Source organism: Reyranella sp., from assembly GCF_004296935.1.
In the GTDB taxonomy this organism is placed as follows: domain Bacteria; phylum Pseudomonadota; class Alphaproteobacteria; order Reyranellales; family Reyranellaceae; genus Reyranella.
In genome coordinates this window covers 1-14,707 of record NZ_SCVH01000162.1, presented here as the reverse complement: position 1 = coordinate 14,707, position 14,707 = coordinate 1, and the positions used below count along the sequence as shown (strand labels likewise).

The following is a 14,707-nucleotide window of genomic DNA, read 5'->3' as shown; positions in this document are numbered from 1 at the left end:
AAGCACATGGCTCATATCAGACTGAATACCCATCCCTCCCAGGGCGGCGTGCAGGCGCCGCCGGTGGTGTGGGGCGCGCGCGATCCCGCCGTTCGCGGGCCGGTCGTGGGCACGGTGGCCGATCCCACCAAGCGCAACGCCATCGGCGTGCATTCCGGCAGCTACGGCATCTATCGCGCGCTGGCCATTGCCGCGCATGAGCTCAAGGCCGATCATCGGCCTGATTTTACCGACACGTCACCGGCCGAGCATATCGGCCCGTTCGAGGCCTGGTTCGATCCCAAGAAGATCGTCTCGCTCGATCCCTGGGGCCATCTCGTGGCCTCGGTGTTCGCCGACAAACTGAAGGCGGGCTGGGACATCCGCCCCACCATCGCCGTCACCAAGGCGCACATCACCATGCCCGAGATCAAGGACGCCATCGATGCCGGGCGCCTGAAACCTGACGGCGACATCCTGAAGAAGAACGGTGAGGTGCGGGTGACCAAGGCCGCGGTCGAACCGGTGTGGTGGCTGCCCGGCATCGCCGAGCGCTTCGGCGTGCCCGAGGTCGATCTGCGCCGCACGTTGTTCGAGCAGACCGGCGGCATGTACACCGAGCTGGTGACGCGGCCCGATCTGGAACTGTTCCTGCCACCGATCGGCGGCGCCACGATCTATTTCTTCGGCGACATGGAAAAGATCGGCAAGCCCGAGACGAAGATCGCCTGCCGCCTCCACGACGAGTGCAACGGCTCCGACGTTTTCAGCTCCGACATCTGCACCTGCCGGCCCTATCTCGCGCACGGCATAGAAATCTGCATCGAGATGGCGCAGCAGGGCGGGTTGGGCGTCGTCATCTACAATCGCAAGGAAGGCCGGGCGCTGGGCGAGGTCACCAAGTTCCTGGTCTACAACGCGCGCAAGCGCCAGCCCGGTGGCGATTCGGCGGCGCAGTACTTCAACCGCACCGAATGCGTGGCCGGCGTCCAGGACATGCGCTTCCAGGAGCTGATGCCCGACCTCTTTCATTGGCTTGGTATCTCGCGCATCGACCGCTTCGCCTCGATGAGCAACCTGAAATCCGACGCGCTGCGCGAGCAGGGCATCGAGATCGTCGAGCAGGTGGCGATCCCCGACGAATTGATCCCCGCCGACGCCCAGGTCGAGATGGATGCCAAGAAGGCGGCGGGCTATTTCAGCGCGACCAAGCCCGGCTCGAACGAACTCGCGCGGCCGAAGGGGCGGGGGTTGGACGAGTGACCGATTCAGTCACCTGGCTCCGCACGCCCGCCGCGATTCGCGAGCGGGCAGGGCTCGTGTTGCGGCATGTCGAGAACGGGCAGTCGCCGTGGTTCGCGCTGGATGCGGCGGGGCTAGAGGCCGCGGTGCAGGCCACGCTGAAGGTGACGCGCCAGCGCTTCCGCGATCCCACGAAGATTCCCTTCCATTCGCGCTGGCGGCACTTCGAGGTCGGTGGCCGCGACCGATGGGCGGCGCTGGCCGAGCGCATGAAGGACCTGCCCAGGGAGGAGATCGCCCGACGGCGCATCGATCTCGCCGTCGTCTCGGTGCTGCTCGATGCCGGCGCCGGCGGGCTGTGGTCGTACAAGGAGTCGGCGAGCGGCCAGTCCTTCATGCGTTCCGAGGGGCTGGCGGTGGCGAGCTTCAACATGTTTGCCAACGGCGCCTTCAGCCGCGATTCGAAGAACGATCCGCTGCGTGTCGACGCCGAGCGTCTGGCCCGGCTGACGCCGAACGACATCGCCATGGGCTTCCAGGTCCGTGGCCACAATTCGCTGCTCGGGTTGGAAGGCCGCGCCGGCCTGTTGCGCAAGCTGGGCGGTGTCGGGCTCGAACGGCCGGGCGCGCTGTTCGATCTTCTCGCGCAGGGAACGGGGGGCGGACCTGACGTGAAAGCCGAGTCGATCCTGGCCGTGCTGCTCGACAGGCTCGCGTCGATCTGGCCATCGCGGCTCGAACTCGACGGCGTGCCATTGGGCGACGTGTGGCGCCATCCGACGGTCGGGCTGGTGCCATTCCACAAGCTCTCGCAATGGATGAGCTATTCCATCGTCGAGCCGCTGCAGGGTGCGGGGCTGAAAGTGGTCGAACTCGATGCGCTGACCGGCCTGCCGGAATATCGCAACGGCGGATTGCTGGTCGATTCGGGCGCGCTCAGGCCCAAGCAGAAGGCGCTGCTGGAGAAGGTCTTCGCGCCCGGCGACGAGGCGATCGTCGAATGGCGGGCGCTCACCGTGGCGCTGCTCGACCAGGTGGCCGAGCATGTGCGGAAGCATCTCGGGATGGATGCCGCGAGCCTGCCGCTGGTGAAGGTGCTGGAGGCCGGCACCTGGTTCGCCGGCCGCGCGCTCGCCGCGGAACGCCGCAAGGACGGCGGTCCGCCGATCGCCGTGGAGAGCGACGGGACGGTTTTTTGAGTCATGGTTGTCACTAAGGCCAAGTTGTCATCCCGAGCGAAGCGAGGGGCCTTTGCTCATGGCCTTAAAGGTCCCTCGCTTCGCTCGGGATGACAGACTTGTTGGGGAGATAAAGATAATGTCACTACCGCACTCGATCCATGTCGTGTCGCACCCGCTGGTGCAGCACAAGCTCTCCAAGATGCGCGACAAGGAAACCTCCAGCGCCAACTTCCGACGGCTGCTGCGCGAGATCGGGTTGCTGCTGGGCTACGACGCCACCAAGGACCTGGCGCTGGTGAACCAGAAGATCGAAACGCCGATCGCGGCGATGGATGCGCCGCTGCTCGACGGCAAGAAGCTGGTGATCGTGCCCATCCTGCGCGCCGGCCTCGGCCTCGCCGAAGGGCTGCTCGACCTGATGCCGCTGGCGCGTCAGGGCCACGTCGGACTCTACCGCGACCCGCGCACGCTGCAGGCGGTCGAGTACTACTTCAAGATCCCGCAGGACATCTCCGACCGCGACGTGCTGGTGTGCGATCCCATGCTGGCCACCGCGCATTCGGCGATCGCCGCTGTGGATCGTTTGAAGGAGTCGGGCGCTAAGCGCATCAAGTTCATTTGCATCCTGGGCTCGGAAACCGGCGCCCGGGCCTTCGCCGAGGTTCATCCCGACGTGCCGGTGTTCGCGGCGGCGATCGATGCAAAACTCAACGATCACGGGTATATTGTTCCCGGGCTCGGCGATGCGGGCGACCGTCTCTTCGGGACCAGATAGCCGGCCAGAGAACGATAAGGGAGCAACGCCGAATGTCCCCCGACCTGAAGTACCTCCTCCTCTCCACGATCCTCTGCTTCGTCCAGATGCTGGTGGCGGCCACGGGCGCCAACCAGGCGGTCGGATTGCCGACACTTGCCGGCAACCGCGAGGGCCTGCCCGAGATCAAGGGCTGGGCCGGACGCGCCAAGCGCGCCCATCTCAACATGGTCGAGAACCTGGTGCTGTTCGCGGCGCTGGTGCTGATCGCGGCGGCGGCCGGCAAGGCCAACGCCATGACCGCGATGGGCGCCATGATCTTCTTCTGGGGCCGCGTCGCCTACGCCGTCATCTACGTCGCCGGCATCGCCTGGCTGCGCACGGCGGCGTGGTTCGTGTCGGTGATCGGCCTGGCGCTGATCGCCATCGAACTCCTGAAGACGATGTAGCGGCGCCCGACGATGGCCGGGAAAGCCGCGCCGGGCCGCCGCCTCTTCCATCTCGAGGAAGAACCGAAGGAAGTCGCGGCGTCGGCGAAGTGACGCGATGACCGCAGCTGACCCCGAGACCTTGTGGGCCGTTCTGCTGGCGGAAGGGCACGCCGCCCTCAGCGAACCGGAGCAGATCGAGGTCACCCTTTGGGTGCTGGATCATTTTCCGGGCGGCACGCCTGCGACATTCCTGATCGAGAGCGCAGCGGAAGCGGGCAGGGTGGCGGCCTTCGCCCACCACTGGATCGACGTCGGCAAGCCGCAGCTGGCGCCGCCGCTCGCCCGCCTGGCGCTGGCCGCTCACGAGCAGGTGTGCGGCGTCGACGCAGAGCCCACGGCCAGCAGCGTCGCCGCGCTGGCGCTCGCCCTGACGGAGATCGACGCGCGCGAGGGCGTGCCGGAACTGCGCCGCGAGGCGGCGGGACTGGCCGATCGCTATCGGACGATAGTGCGGACCCTTGGGGGCGATGCCGATCCGAGGATTGCCTGGAGCGACGTGATCGCGAGCCGGTTGGCGGCGGCCGATGGACGATCGGCCGAGGCCGCCGACCTGATGGCCCGCGCCTATGGCCGCGTCGTGGTCGCGTGCGGGCCGCTCCACGACTTCGTGCGCCGGGTCGTCGACCTGTTCATCGACCTCGACCCGTTGCGGGCATCGGACTCGATGCGGGCCGAACTCGCCCGTCGCGACGGCCTGGCGGATGCCGACGATGCCGCCACGCTGCGGCAGATCCGCGACGTCCTGGCGACGACGGCGCACTGGTATGTGCCGGACGAGGCGAGCCGCCTGCATGAGCGCCTGGTCGAGCTGACAGGCCGGCTGCACGGCCGGGAGTCGGCGGCGCAGGGCGAGGCGCTTTATCAGCAAGGCCGATTCCAGAGCCTCTATATGGACCTCGCATTGGGCGAGCCAGCGCTGCGCCGGGCCCTCGAGATCCAGGAGCGCGCGACGCCGGCATCGCCGGCGGCACTCGGCCGGACGCTGCGTCAGCTCGCGCTGGTGCAGTGGCGCCGGGGCGATGCGGCTGAAGCGGAGGCGTTGCTGCGCCGGACCGTGGTGCTGCTGCGCCGCCACGAAAGCGGCAACGAGACCGCACTGGTGGGGGCGGCCATCGATCTCGCCGGGACGATCCAGGACCAGGGACGCTGGCAGCAGGCGGAGGCGCAATTCACCGAGGCCTTCCGGATCGCCCATCGGCTGTTCGGCGAGAATGCGTCGGAGACGGAAGAGGCCCGCCAGTGCCTCGCCCGGTTCCGGCGCGACCTCGCCCATCACCATGCAGATGGCAAGCTGTTCGGTCTCTGTTACCGCCTGCCTGTTCCCCGGGACGACGACCGCTGGGCGCTGGCGGTGCGCCTGCTGTTCGACGTGGCGCAGCATGCGCGCTCGGACGAGGACGAATCGATGCTGTGTGCCGAGGGCGCCGTCCTGCTGGCGCGCGGCGGAGAGGTAGCTCGCGCCCTCAAGGTGGCGGGCGGCATGTCGGGAGTCGTGCGTCATGAATGGGAGGCGGCGGCCGTCTATGCCCATGCGGCGCGCGTCGAGAGCGAGGCGCATGGCGCCGCTGCGGCGCTGAGGGTGCTGGAGACGGCGGTGGCACAGGCCGGAAGTGTCGCCGTGGTCGAGCGGACCGGCGATGCGGCACTCGACGATCTCCACGACGCCGTCCGTTCGATCGCCGGGCCCGATCTCGCCGCGGCTCTGGTTCGGCTGGTGCGCGAGAGCAAGCCGGCGGTCGTGCAGGCCTGGACCTTTCAGGCGCACCTGGACGCCGGCGAGCTCGATGCTGCCTGGGCGCTGCTGCAGGCGATGCCGGCTGATCGTTCGGTGCCCGCCGGCGATCTCTGCCGCCGCGCCGCCGGGAAGGGACGCGGCGATCTCGTTCGCGCCATCGCCTCCTCGCCGCTGATCGGCCATATGGGTCACGTCGCGGTGGCCGGCCTGCTCGCGGTCGGCGCGCCGGACGAGGCCTCGGCGCTGGCCGGATCGCTGGACAATTCATTCGACCGCCTGGAAGCCGTCGTCGCGCTGGCACGGGCGGCGGCCGTCGCCGGCCAGTCCGAAGATTTCGAAAGATGGGCGGGCGAGGCGGTCGGGCTCCTGAAGAACTCGTCCAACGGTCTCTTTCAGTCGCTGGCAGTGTTGGCCGAGGGAGCGAGCGCGCTCCTGGGGCCCGAAAGGGCCGTGGCCTGGGCACGCCAGCGCCTGCCGGCCCGCGACCTTTCCACCTTCGTATCCGTCATGGCGCGACGCCTGATCGACGACGGTCATCTCGACGAGGCGCGCGCCGTCACCGCCGGTCTCGGTTCGCCGCGGGCTGTCCGCGACCTCGAAGAGGACATCGTGCGCCACGGCAGGCGCGCCGCCGACAGGGCGGCGCTGGCGCGCATCGAGGCGCATCTCGCGGCGCGCGCGACCGATGCGGTGCTGGCCGAGATCGGCGCGCTTCACAACGCCTGGTTCGCGGTCGATCGCAGCATCGCGCTTGCAACGTCGGTCGAAGGGCGCGCCGCTTACGCGGCCCTGCAGGCCGGTCTCGCTGCTCTTCCGGGCCACTACGAGGACGAGGTCTTCGCCGGGCTGGCGAAAGAGCACTTCCGCTACGACGCGGCGCGTCTGCTGGGACAGGCGGCGCGGCGGCTGCTCGGCCCGGCCGAGCGCGCCTCCTTCGCCGACCTGGCGTTCGAACGCGCCGCGGAACTTGCCGACCTGCCACGCGCGGCGACGCTCGTGATCGCGGGCGGAGAGGCCAACCTGCCCGAACCCTCCGCCGGCTAGGGCGACGACGGGTTCGTCAACTGGCCGCCAGGGCGGCGACGGCGATCACCAGTGCGGCGACGACGGCGGCACGAAGTGCCACGAAGCGGCCAGGCGAGACCGTGAAGTGGCTCCATTGCAGCAGGAGGGCGGCGGCAAGCCAGGCCGCCCCGAAGCGCCATGCGCCGCCGAAGAACAGCCACAAGGCGGCCGAAGCGGCGACGGCGGCAAGCGCCGCCGCGAGGTTCCGTAGGCGCATGCCTCCGGCCGGCCAGGCATTGCTCCGGAAGTACAGCGCCGCGCCGAGCGCTCCCGCCGCAGTCCAGGCAAGTTCCGTCACATCTGGCCTCCCGACAGGCCTCGATTGCCTGCGTCTCAGTGCTTCGGCGCGGCAGTACCAAGGGCCTCGACGGCGAGTTCGACGTCGAGGCTGCCGGCCTTCTCGAACACCAGCGTCACCGGCACCTTGGCGTCCTTCGCGAAGGGTGCCTTGAGGCCCATGAACATGATGTGAAAGCCGCCAGGCTTCAGCATCACCGTGGCCCCGGCAGGAATCTCGAGACCCTTCTCGAGTTCGCGCATGCGCATGACGTTGCCGTCCATCTTCATTTCGTGAATCTCGACCTTGTCCGAGGCGCCGCTGCGCGCGGCGACCAGCCGGTCGGGCGTCGTGCCCTTGTTGGTGACGGTGAGGAAGCCGCCGCCGGCCTGCGCCGAGGGCGGCGTGGCGCGCGTCCAGGGGTGACTGATCTCGAGCGTGCCCAGCTTGTAGTCATGGGCACGGGCGATAACGGGAACGAACAACAATCCCGCCACGGCGAGCAGGGTGGCCAGGGAAACGGAAACGCGGAGCGGCAACATGGCAATATCCTTCGGCTGAGACGACGGCACGGACGCGCCGGGGCGCGTGGCTTATTCGGACGTCAGACGAAGGAGGGAGGCGCCCTGGGTTGGCTCGGCCCGTCGCGGATGCCGACGGGCGAGAGCGGATCGGTCACCGCGACGAAGCGGACGGCTGCAACAACGTGTTCGACGAGAACGAACGCGGTGGAGAGTTCAGCCAGTACGGGCGCGTGCGCGAGACCGAGGCAGCATTCGTGGCTCTTGCCCGCGGACGGCGGCGGCGCGTCGGCATCGTCCTGGCCCGCGGCAGGCAGGCAGAAGGCGCCCCACATCCTTGCCGCGGCTTGAGGTCCACCGTCGCGCATCAGGGCGGCGTGGGCGAGCGGCTGCAGGAAATTGAGGGTGATCGCAAACAGCGCCGCGGCCAGAGAGGTCGCGCGCCAGCCCGAATCGGAGCGTCTGCGGATCATGGCCGACTTTAGGCCGCTTGCGAGAGTAGCGACAAGACGCGTCTTCCCACAAAGTGTCGCATCGCGTCTTCCAATTCGTTGATCGCTGCCAGTCCCGGCGCAACTTTGATGGCGCAGTCGGCGCGCCCTTGCGCGTTCCCATCGCGGTTTGCGCTTCCTCGATCCTTCCGGTCAACGCGAGTATCGCCGCCAGCACCCGCCATGCCGCGATGCAGTTCGGGCCCCGTTGCGCCGCCTGACGAGCCGCGTCGATCACTTCGCCATCGCGGCCGAGCTGTTGAGTTGGCACAAAGCCGACGTTCCCGGGACCCGGATACGAAGTGTCTGAAGCACTTGCGCGAGCCGCCGCATCGGCTAGATCGTCTTTCTCGGCTCCGCGCCGGTCAGCACAGGCCGCAACCGGCTGACGCAATAATCGAAAAACGCGGCGATGCGGGGAATTTTTCGCAAGTCGCGATGGGTGAGCAGGTATATGGGATAGTCGAGCTCTGGAATCGGGCCGATCACCCGTACGAGGTCTTGATCCAGGTCGGCGAGGTGCGACGGCAAGAGTGCCAGCCCGGCGCCCGATTTCACTGCGAGCAGCACGCTTGGAACGTTGCTTGCTTGCCCCGAGATGCGGGCCTCTGGAGCCTTCGACCGCAGCCAGCGCGCCGCCGCGAGAGCGGCAATCTCGTCGATGAACTCGATGATGCAGTGGCTCCTGATGTCCTCAGGGCTTCTCGGCCTGCCGTTGCGTTCGACATACGACCGGCTCGCATAAACGGCCCACGGCACGTCGGCGATCTTCTTGCCGACCAACGCTTCCTCCCGGATATCTCCGCCGCGAATGGCAACATCCGCTTTGCCGTTCGAGAGGTCCAGAACGCGCTCGGTCATGAGCAATTCGATCTTGATGTCCGGATACCTCTGGTGGAACTTGTCGAGCAGCTCCCACTTCATGAGGCGATACGCCATCGGCGTGGAGCATGTCAGCCGGACGGTTCCTCTCATGCCCTTGTCGAAGGTCGCGGCGTGCCGCCGAAGGGCGCTCGCAGCCTGCTCGACGCGCTCCGCGTAGGGTTGCAATTCTTTGCCGTATTCGGTGAGCCCGTAGCCGCTCGGGCGGCGCTCCACCAAGGGGCAGCCGAGACGCTTCTCCAGTTCGACCAGGCGGCGGTGGACGGTCGATTGACTGACCCGCAACGTCCTTGCTGCCGCCAGGCTACTGCCTTCCCGCGCGACCGCCAGGAAGTACCTGAGATCGCTCCAGTCGAACATTGTCAGGTTATGCATTCTTGCCCGCCCGCCGCGCAGCCTTGCTGCTCCATACCGATCGCGGCCCATGGTATCCAGGCTTGCCCGCTTGTTTCAACGAGTTCGCGATCGGATCACTCGCCGTGTCCGCGCAGATGTGATGACGTCGATGCCGGGCACAGCGCCGCTCGATGTTGGGTGCATTTCATCAGTCGGGGGAATAGCCATGCTGAGGTTCATGATTGCGATCGTGCTCGTGTTGGCGGCGACCGCTGCCACTTACGCCCAGGACATCAAAGTCGTCGGGGAGGACATCCGCGTCCCTTACGGTGACGGGGTGCAGATCTTCGTCCGCAACAAACGGCCGGAGGGCGTGCAGACGTTCAAGAGCGACCGCATCGCCATCATGATGCACGGAGCCACCTATCCAGGCAGCTCTACTTTTGACCTGCCGGTCGCCGGCAAGTCCTGGATGGACTACATGGCCGAGCGCGGCTTCGACGTCTATGCGCTCGACCTGCCGGGTTATGGGCGGTCCACCCGCCCTGCAGCGATGGACCTGCCCCCCGACCAAAATCCACCGCTCATGCGGGGCACCGAGGCGGTCAAGGCAATCGATGCCGTGGTCGACTATGTCCTGAAGCGGCGCGGCGTGGAGAAGGTCAATCTCGTCGGTCATTCATGGGGCGCTACGCTTTGCGCGACCTACACCACGCAAAACCAGGCCAAGGTCGCGCGGCTCGTGCTCTATGCGCCTGTCTGGCTTCGTACGACGGCAATGCCCCATCAAGTCCAGGCCAAATTGGGGGCCTACCGCGTGGTTACTCGCGAGCAGACCCTGGCGCGTTGGCTCTCGGGCATTCCCGAGGACAAGAAGGCCTCTCTGATACCGGCCGGCTGGTTCGACACGTGGGCCAGTGCAACCTTTGCCACGGATCCCAAGGGCGAGGGCAAGTCGTTGCGCGCGCCGAACGGTGTGGTGCAGGACAGCCTCGAATATTTTGGCGCCACGCCGCCGAGGGCGTACTGGGAACCCACAAAGATCACCTCACCTGTGCTCCTCGTTCTTGCAGAGTGGGATCGCGATGCGCCGCCCTATATGGCGCAGACGCTTTATCCCTTGCTCACCAATGCTGCCTGGAAGCGCCATGTGGTGCTGAGTGCAGGCACCCATTTCATCGTGATGGAAATCAACCGCATTTTGCTTTTCCGCACGGTTCAGCAGTTCCTCGAAGAAGCACCTCCAGCCGCGTCGGCGACGCAATAAACTGGGCTCGCTCGCCCTCGTCGCCACTTCCGGATTTGGCCCAGGGCCGAAGCTGATCAGGCGAGCAGTGCGGCGAGCCTGGGATCGGCGGAACGGGCGATGTAGCTCCTCAGCATCCACAGGGCGGCAAGGTGAAAACCCTGCAGCTCGAGGCGGCCGGACTCCAACTCGGCCAGGAAGTCGCGCCACGGCATTTCGTGCGCCAGCAAGACCTCGCCCTCGTCGGGGCTGGGTTCCGCCACTTTGTGTGCGTCGAGCGCCACGAAGGAATGGACACGATTGGTCTGGCGCGCCGGGTTGGCGAAGAACGAGCCGAGATCATGCCAGTCCTCGCTCGCGAATCCGGTCTCCTCGAGAAGCTCGCGCTTGATCGCCGCGGCTGGCGGCTCGCTGGTGCCATTGATCACGCCGCTCGGCAGTTCCAGCACCGTCTGCCGGGCGCCGTGGCGGTATTCTTCGATCAGAAGGACTTTCCGGTCGCGGGTGAGGGCGATTACGTTCACCCAGTTGGGCAACTCGACGATGTGGAAGGGCGACAGGATCCGCCCGTTGGGCAGCCGCACCGTGTCGCTGCGCAGCGCCAGCCATTCGTCGCGATAAGTGTCCTTCGACTCGACGACCTGCCACGGCGCGACGGCAGGTTTCTTGTCGTCGGACATGTCAGACCGCGGTCCAGCCGCCGTCGACCACCAGCTCGGCGCCGGTGACATAGGACGACTCGTCGGAGGCCAGGAACAGGATGGCGCGGGCAACCTCGTCGACCTCGCCGGCGCGGCCCATGGGGACGCCCTTCAGTGTCTTGGCCCGCATCGCCGGGTCGGCGGTGCGGCCCGAGGTGCGCATCGGCGGCATCAGGCCGGGATGCACGGAATTGACCCGGATGCCATCCTTGCCGTGCTGGGCGGCGCCGGCCTTGGTGATCAGCCGGACCGCGCCCTTGGAGGCATTGTAGCCGACGTGGATATAGCCTTGGCCGACGATGCCGGAGATCGACGATAGATTCACGATGGAACCGCCGCCTGCCTGTTTCATGACCGCAGTGGCGTACTTCATGCCGAGGAACACGCCGGTGGCATTGATGCCCATCAGGCGGTTCCAGGCGGCGGTGTCGTAGAGGTCGGCCTCGGCCGAACCCGAAATGCCAGCATTGTTGACCAGTACGTCGAGTCGGCCGTGCGCGGCCACCGCGCCCTCGACCGCTGCCTTCCATTGGGCCTCGTCGGTGACGTCCAGGTGAACATAGGAGGCGTGGCCGCCGGCCTTGCCGATCTCGGCCACGACGGCCTCGCCCTCCCGGTCGAGAATATCGGCCACGATCACCGCCTTGGCGCCCTCGGCGGCGAACAGCCGGGCCGTCGCCGCTCCCATGCCGCCGGCGGCGCCGCTGATCAATGCCACTTTGCCCGTCATCCGCATTCCGCTTCCTCCCCTTTGAGGCCGGGCCGTCGTTGACGGCGGCGTTACAGCCTGTTCTGATCAAGAGTTGCATGCATCTTGCAAGATAGCGAGGGCGGCAGGGGAAGGCCTGGGAACTTATAGGGGTATGTGATGAACGAACATCAACTGCGTGGCCTGATCGGGAAGGTGAAGGCCGGGAAATTGTCGCGACGCGGCTTCGTGCAGCGAATGATGGCGGTGGGCATCGCCGCACCCTTCGCCACCCAGCTTCTGGTCCATTCGGGCGTGGCCATGGCGCAGGCCAAGGACACCTACAAGCCGACCAAGCGCGGCGGCGGCGGCCCGCTCAAGGTCCTGTGGTGGCAGGGACCGACGCTTCTTAATCCGCATTTCGCGGTCGGCACCAAGGACCAGGACGGCTCGCGCCTGTTCTACGAACCGCTGGCGGCGTGGGATGCCGAAGGCAACCTCAAGCCCAAGCTGGCGGCCGAGATCCCGAGCCGCGAGAACGGTGGCCTGTCCGCTGACGGCAAGTCAGTGACCTGGAAGCTGAAGCAGGGCGTGACCTGGCACGACGGCAAGCCGTTCACGGCCGACGACGTCGTGTTCAACTGGGAATATGCCAAGGATCCGGCGACCGCCGCGGTTACCATCGGCTCCTACAGGGACGTCGTGGTCGAGAAGGTCGACCCGTACACGGTGGTCGTGAAGTTTGCCAAGCCGACGCCGTTCTGGGCCGACGCCCTGGTCGGAACGCGTGGCATGTTGATTCCCAAGCACCTGTTCGCCGACTACATCGGCGCCAAGTCGCGTGACGCACCGACCAACCTCAAGCCCGTCGGCACCGGCCCCTACCTGTTCAAGGACTTCAAGCCTGGCGACATGGTCATGGGTGTCATCAACCCGAACTACCACCAGGCCAACAAGCCCTATTTCGACTCGATCGAAATGAAGGGCGGCGGCGATGCCATCTCGGCGGCGCGTGCCGTGCTGCAGACCGGCGAGTTCGACTTCGCCTGGAACATGCAGGTCGAGGACGAGATCCTGTCGCGCCTCGAGAAGGGCGGCAAGGGCCGCGTCGCGGTCACGCCGGGCGGCAATATCGAGCACATGCAGCTCAACACCACCGATCCGTGGACGGAGGTCGACGGCGAGCGTTCGAGCATCAAGACCAAGCACCCGACCCTCAGCGATCCTGCCGTGCGCCAGGCGATCGCGCTGCTGATCGACAGCAAGTCGGTCGAGCAGCACATCTACGGCCGTACCGGCCCGGCGACGCGCGACTTCCTGAACAACCCGCCGCGCTTCCGTTCGAAGGCCAATCCGATCGAGTTCAACGTCGACAAGGCGGCCGACATTCTGGAGAAGGCTGGCTGGAAGAAGGGCTCGGACGGTGTCCGTGCCAAGGACGGCAAGAAGCTGAAGTTCGTCTATCAGACGTCGATCAACCAGCCGCGGCAGAAGACCCAGGCGATCATCAAGCAGGCGGCCCAGAAGGCCGGCATCGACATGGAGCTGAAGTCGGTGACGGCGTCGGTGTTCTTCTCCTCCGACGTCGCCAACCCGGACACCTACACCAAGTTCTACTGCGACCTGCAGATGTACACGACGACCATGTCGCAGCCGGACCCACAACTCTTCATGAACCAGTTCACCTCGTGGGAGGTCGCCACCAAGGACAACAAATGGCAGGGCCGCAACATCACGCGATGGCGCAACGAGGAGTACGACAAGCTCTTCCGCGCCTCCGAGAACGAACTCGACCCGGTCAAGCGCGCCGCTTTGTTCATCAAGATGAACGACATGGCGGTCCAGAACGGCGTGGTGCTCGGTATCGTGCAGCGGCCGACCGTGTCGGCGTTGGGCGCCAAGCTCAACGCCAGCATCAGCGGCTGGGACAACAACACCTGGGACCTGTCCGACTGGTACAAGGAAGCCTAGGCAGCCGGCAGTTGAACATGTGTCATCCCGGGCCGTAGGCCCGGGATGACTCGATCTTCGCAATAGGCATCGATTGTCCCGTCAATACGTCATCCGCAAGATCCTGATCATGATCCCGAGTCTGCTCGGGATCAGTCTTGTGCTGTTCGCGGTCCTGGCCATGGCGCCGGGCGATCCGTTCGAGGAACTGGCGACCAACCCGGCGGTGCCGCCCGAGGTGCGTGCGGCACTGCGCGCCAAGTTCGGCCTCGATGATCCGGTATGGACCCGCTACCTGCATTGGCTGGTTGCCATGCTGCAAGGCGACTGGGGCTTTTCGTTCGTCAGCCGCATGGACGTCGACAAGCTGATCCTGCAGCGCCTGCCGGTGACGCTGATCGTAATCGGCTCCTCGCAGATCATCGCCATCCTGGTGGCCCTGCCGGTCGGCGTGCTGGCGGCTACCCGGCCCTATTCGCTGTTCGATCAGATCGCCAACACGCTGGCCTTCGTCGGCTTCTCGCTGCCGACCTTCTTCACCGGCCTGCTGTTCATCCTGGTGTTCTCGATCCAGCTCGACTGGCTGCCCTTCGTCTATCGCGCCAACATCGACGCCACGGGCTGGCAGTTCTACTGGGAGCATATCAAGCAGTCGATCATGCCGGTCATGGTGCTGGGCCTGTTCCAGGGCGCCTCCCTGGTGCGTTTCGTGCGCTCCTCGGTGCTCGACGTCATCAAGCTCGACTACGTCACCACGGCACGCTCCAAGGGCATCGGCGAGCGCAAGGTGATCACCAAGCATGTCGTGCGCAACGCGCTGATCCCGGTGGTGACGCTGGTGGCACTGCAGCTGCCGATCGTGTTCGGTGGCGCCATCGTGACCGAGCAGATCTTCCGTGTCCCCGGCATCGGCTCGCTGCTGATCTCGGCGATGCTCGCCAACGACACCCCGGTCGTGATGGCCGTGACATTCGTGATCGCCTGTCTCGTCGTCTTCTTCAACCTCTTGGCCGATATCATTTATGGCTGGCTCGACCCCCGCATCTCTTACCGCTGACGCGCCGGCGTCCGTCGCGGCCGCGCCGCGCAAGCGCGGCCCGACGTCGCCATGGCAGGAGGCTTGGCGCCGTTTCCGCCGCCACAGGCTTGCCGTGGCAAGCGGCGTCGT

Annotated in this window: 14 protein-coding genes and 1 pseudogene; 9 read left to right on the top strand and 6 right to left on the bottom strand. The window is 66.5% G+C overall.

Annotation, left to right across the window (positions count from 1 at the left end):
• The first annotated feature begins 6 nt into the window (after positions 1–6).
• The 5 genes from EPO55_RS23685 (at position 7) to EPO55_RS23665 (ending at position 6,426) form a co-directional block, all read left to right on the top strand.
• Positions 7–1,242, top strand: coding sequence for a GTP cyclohydrolase II (locus EPO55_RS23685; protein ID WP_296339890.1), 1,236 nt, complete (start codon positions 7–9; stop codon positions 1,240–1,242).
• Entirely contained in the window at positions 1,239–2,420 is a 1,182-nt protein-coding gene (locus tag EPO55_RS23680; RefSeq protein WP_296339889.1) for a URC4/urg3 family protein, read from the top strand. Before EPO55_RS23685 ends, EPO55_RS23680 begins: the two co-directional genes overlap by 4 nt.
• 118 nt (positions 2,421–2,538) lie before the next feature.
• Positions 2,539–3,177, top strand: a complete 639-nt coding sequence (gene upp, locus EPO55_RS23675) for a uracil phosphoribosyltransferase (RefSeq protein WP_296339887.1) — start codon at positions 2,539–2,541, stop codon at positions 3,175–3,177.
• Positions 3,178–3,209: 32 nt separating this feature from the next.
• Entirely contained in the window at positions 3,210–3,605 is a 396-nt protein-coding gene (locus EPO55_RS23670) for an MAPEG family protein (protein WP_296339886.1), read from the top strand.
• Positions 3,606–3,702: 97 nt separating this feature from the next.
• Positions 3,703–6,426 (top strand): tetratricopeptide repeat protein, encoded by a 2,724-nt coding sequence (locus EPO55_RS23665; RefSeq protein ID WP_296339885.1) that lies wholly within the window; start codon positions 3,703–3,705, stop codon positions 6,424–6,426.
• Between the two features lie 16 nt (positions 6,427–6,442).
• On the opposite strand, the gene EPO55_RS23660 is transcribed toward EPO55_RS23665, so the two are convergent.
• The 4 genes from EPO55_RS23660 to EPO55_RS23645 all read right to left on the bottom strand — a co-directional run bounded on the left by EPO55_RS23660 (position 6,443) and on the right by EPO55_RS23645 (position 8,993).
• Positions 6,443–6,664 carry a hypothetical protein gene (locus EPO55_RS23660; RefSeq protein ID WP_296339884.1) on the bottom strand — a complete coding sequence of 74 codons (222 nt, stop codon included), beginning with the start codon at positions 6,662–6,664 and terminating at the stop codon, positions 6,443–6,445.
• Between the two features lie 116 nt (positions 6,665–6,780).
• Positions 6,781–7,266: a copper chaperone PCu(A)C gene (locus EPO55_RS23655; RefSeq protein ID WP_296339882.1), complete on the bottom strand. Its 486-nt coding sequence runs from the start codon at positions 7,264–7,266 to the stop codon at positions 6,781–6,783.
• 62 nt (positions 7,267–7,328) lie between these two features.
• Positions 7,329–7,718: a DUF2946 family protein gene (locus tag EPO55_RS23650; protein WP_296339881.1), complete on the bottom strand. Its 390-nt coding sequence runs from the start codon at positions 7,716–7,718 to the stop codon at positions 7,329–7,331.
• Between the two features lie 354 nt (positions 7,719–8,072).
• Positions 8,073–8,993, bottom strand: coding sequence for a LysR family transcriptional regulator (locus EPO55_RS23645; RefSeq protein WP_296339879.1), 921 nt, complete (start codon positions 8,991–8,993; stop codon positions 8,073–8,075).
• Positions 8,994–9,180: 187 nt separating this feature from the next.
• Between EPO55_RS23645 and EPO55_RS23640 the strand changes: the two genes are divergently transcribed.
• Positions 9,181–10,221: an alpha/beta fold hydrolase gene (locus tag EPO55_RS23640; protein WP_296339877.1), complete on the top strand. Its 1,041-nt coding sequence runs from the start codon at positions 9,181–9,183 to the stop codon at positions 10,219–10,221.
• Between the two features lie 56 nt (positions 10,222–10,277).
• On the opposite strand, the gene EPO55_RS23635 is transcribed toward EPO55_RS23640, so the two are convergent.
• Positions 10,278–10,880 (bottom strand): NUDIX hydrolase, encoded by a 603-nt coding sequence (locus tag EPO55_RS23635; RefSeq protein ID WP_296339876.1) that lies wholly within the window; start codon positions 10,878–10,880, stop codon positions 10,278–10,280.
• A 1-nt stretch (position 10,881) separates the two neighbouring features.
• Positions 10,882–11,631, bottom strand: a complete 750-nt coding sequence (locus EPO55_RS23630; RefSeq protein ID WP_363719793.1) for a glucose 1-dehydrogenase — start codon at positions 11,629–11,631, stop codon at positions 10,882–10,884.
• Between the two features lie 138 nt (positions 11,632–11,769).
• Here EPO55_RS23630 and EPO55_RS23625 point away from each other — a divergent pair, with 138 nt between their 5' ends.
• From EPO55_RS23625 to EPO55_RS26170, 3 genes and pseudogenes are all read left to right on the top strand, one after another.
• Complete coding sequence (locus EPO55_RS23625; RefSeq protein WP_296339872.1) at positions 11,770–13,560, top strand: peptide ABC transporter substrate-binding protein; 1,791 nt, start codon at positions 11,770–11,772, stop codon at positions 13,558–13,560.
• 73 nt (positions 13,561–13,633) lie between these two features.
• The gene (locus EPO55_RS23620; RefSeq protein WP_296339871.1) at positions 13,634–14,596 is read left to right on the top strand and encodes an ABC transporter permease; all 963 of its coding nucleotides are present in this window, start codon (positions 13,634–13,636) and stop codon (positions 14,594–14,596) included.
• Positions 14,562–14,707: pseudogene (locus EPO55_RS26170) on the top strand (hypothetical protein); the annotation flags it as partial. The gene EPO55_RS23620 and the pseudogene EPO55_RS26170, both read left to right, overlap by 35 nt.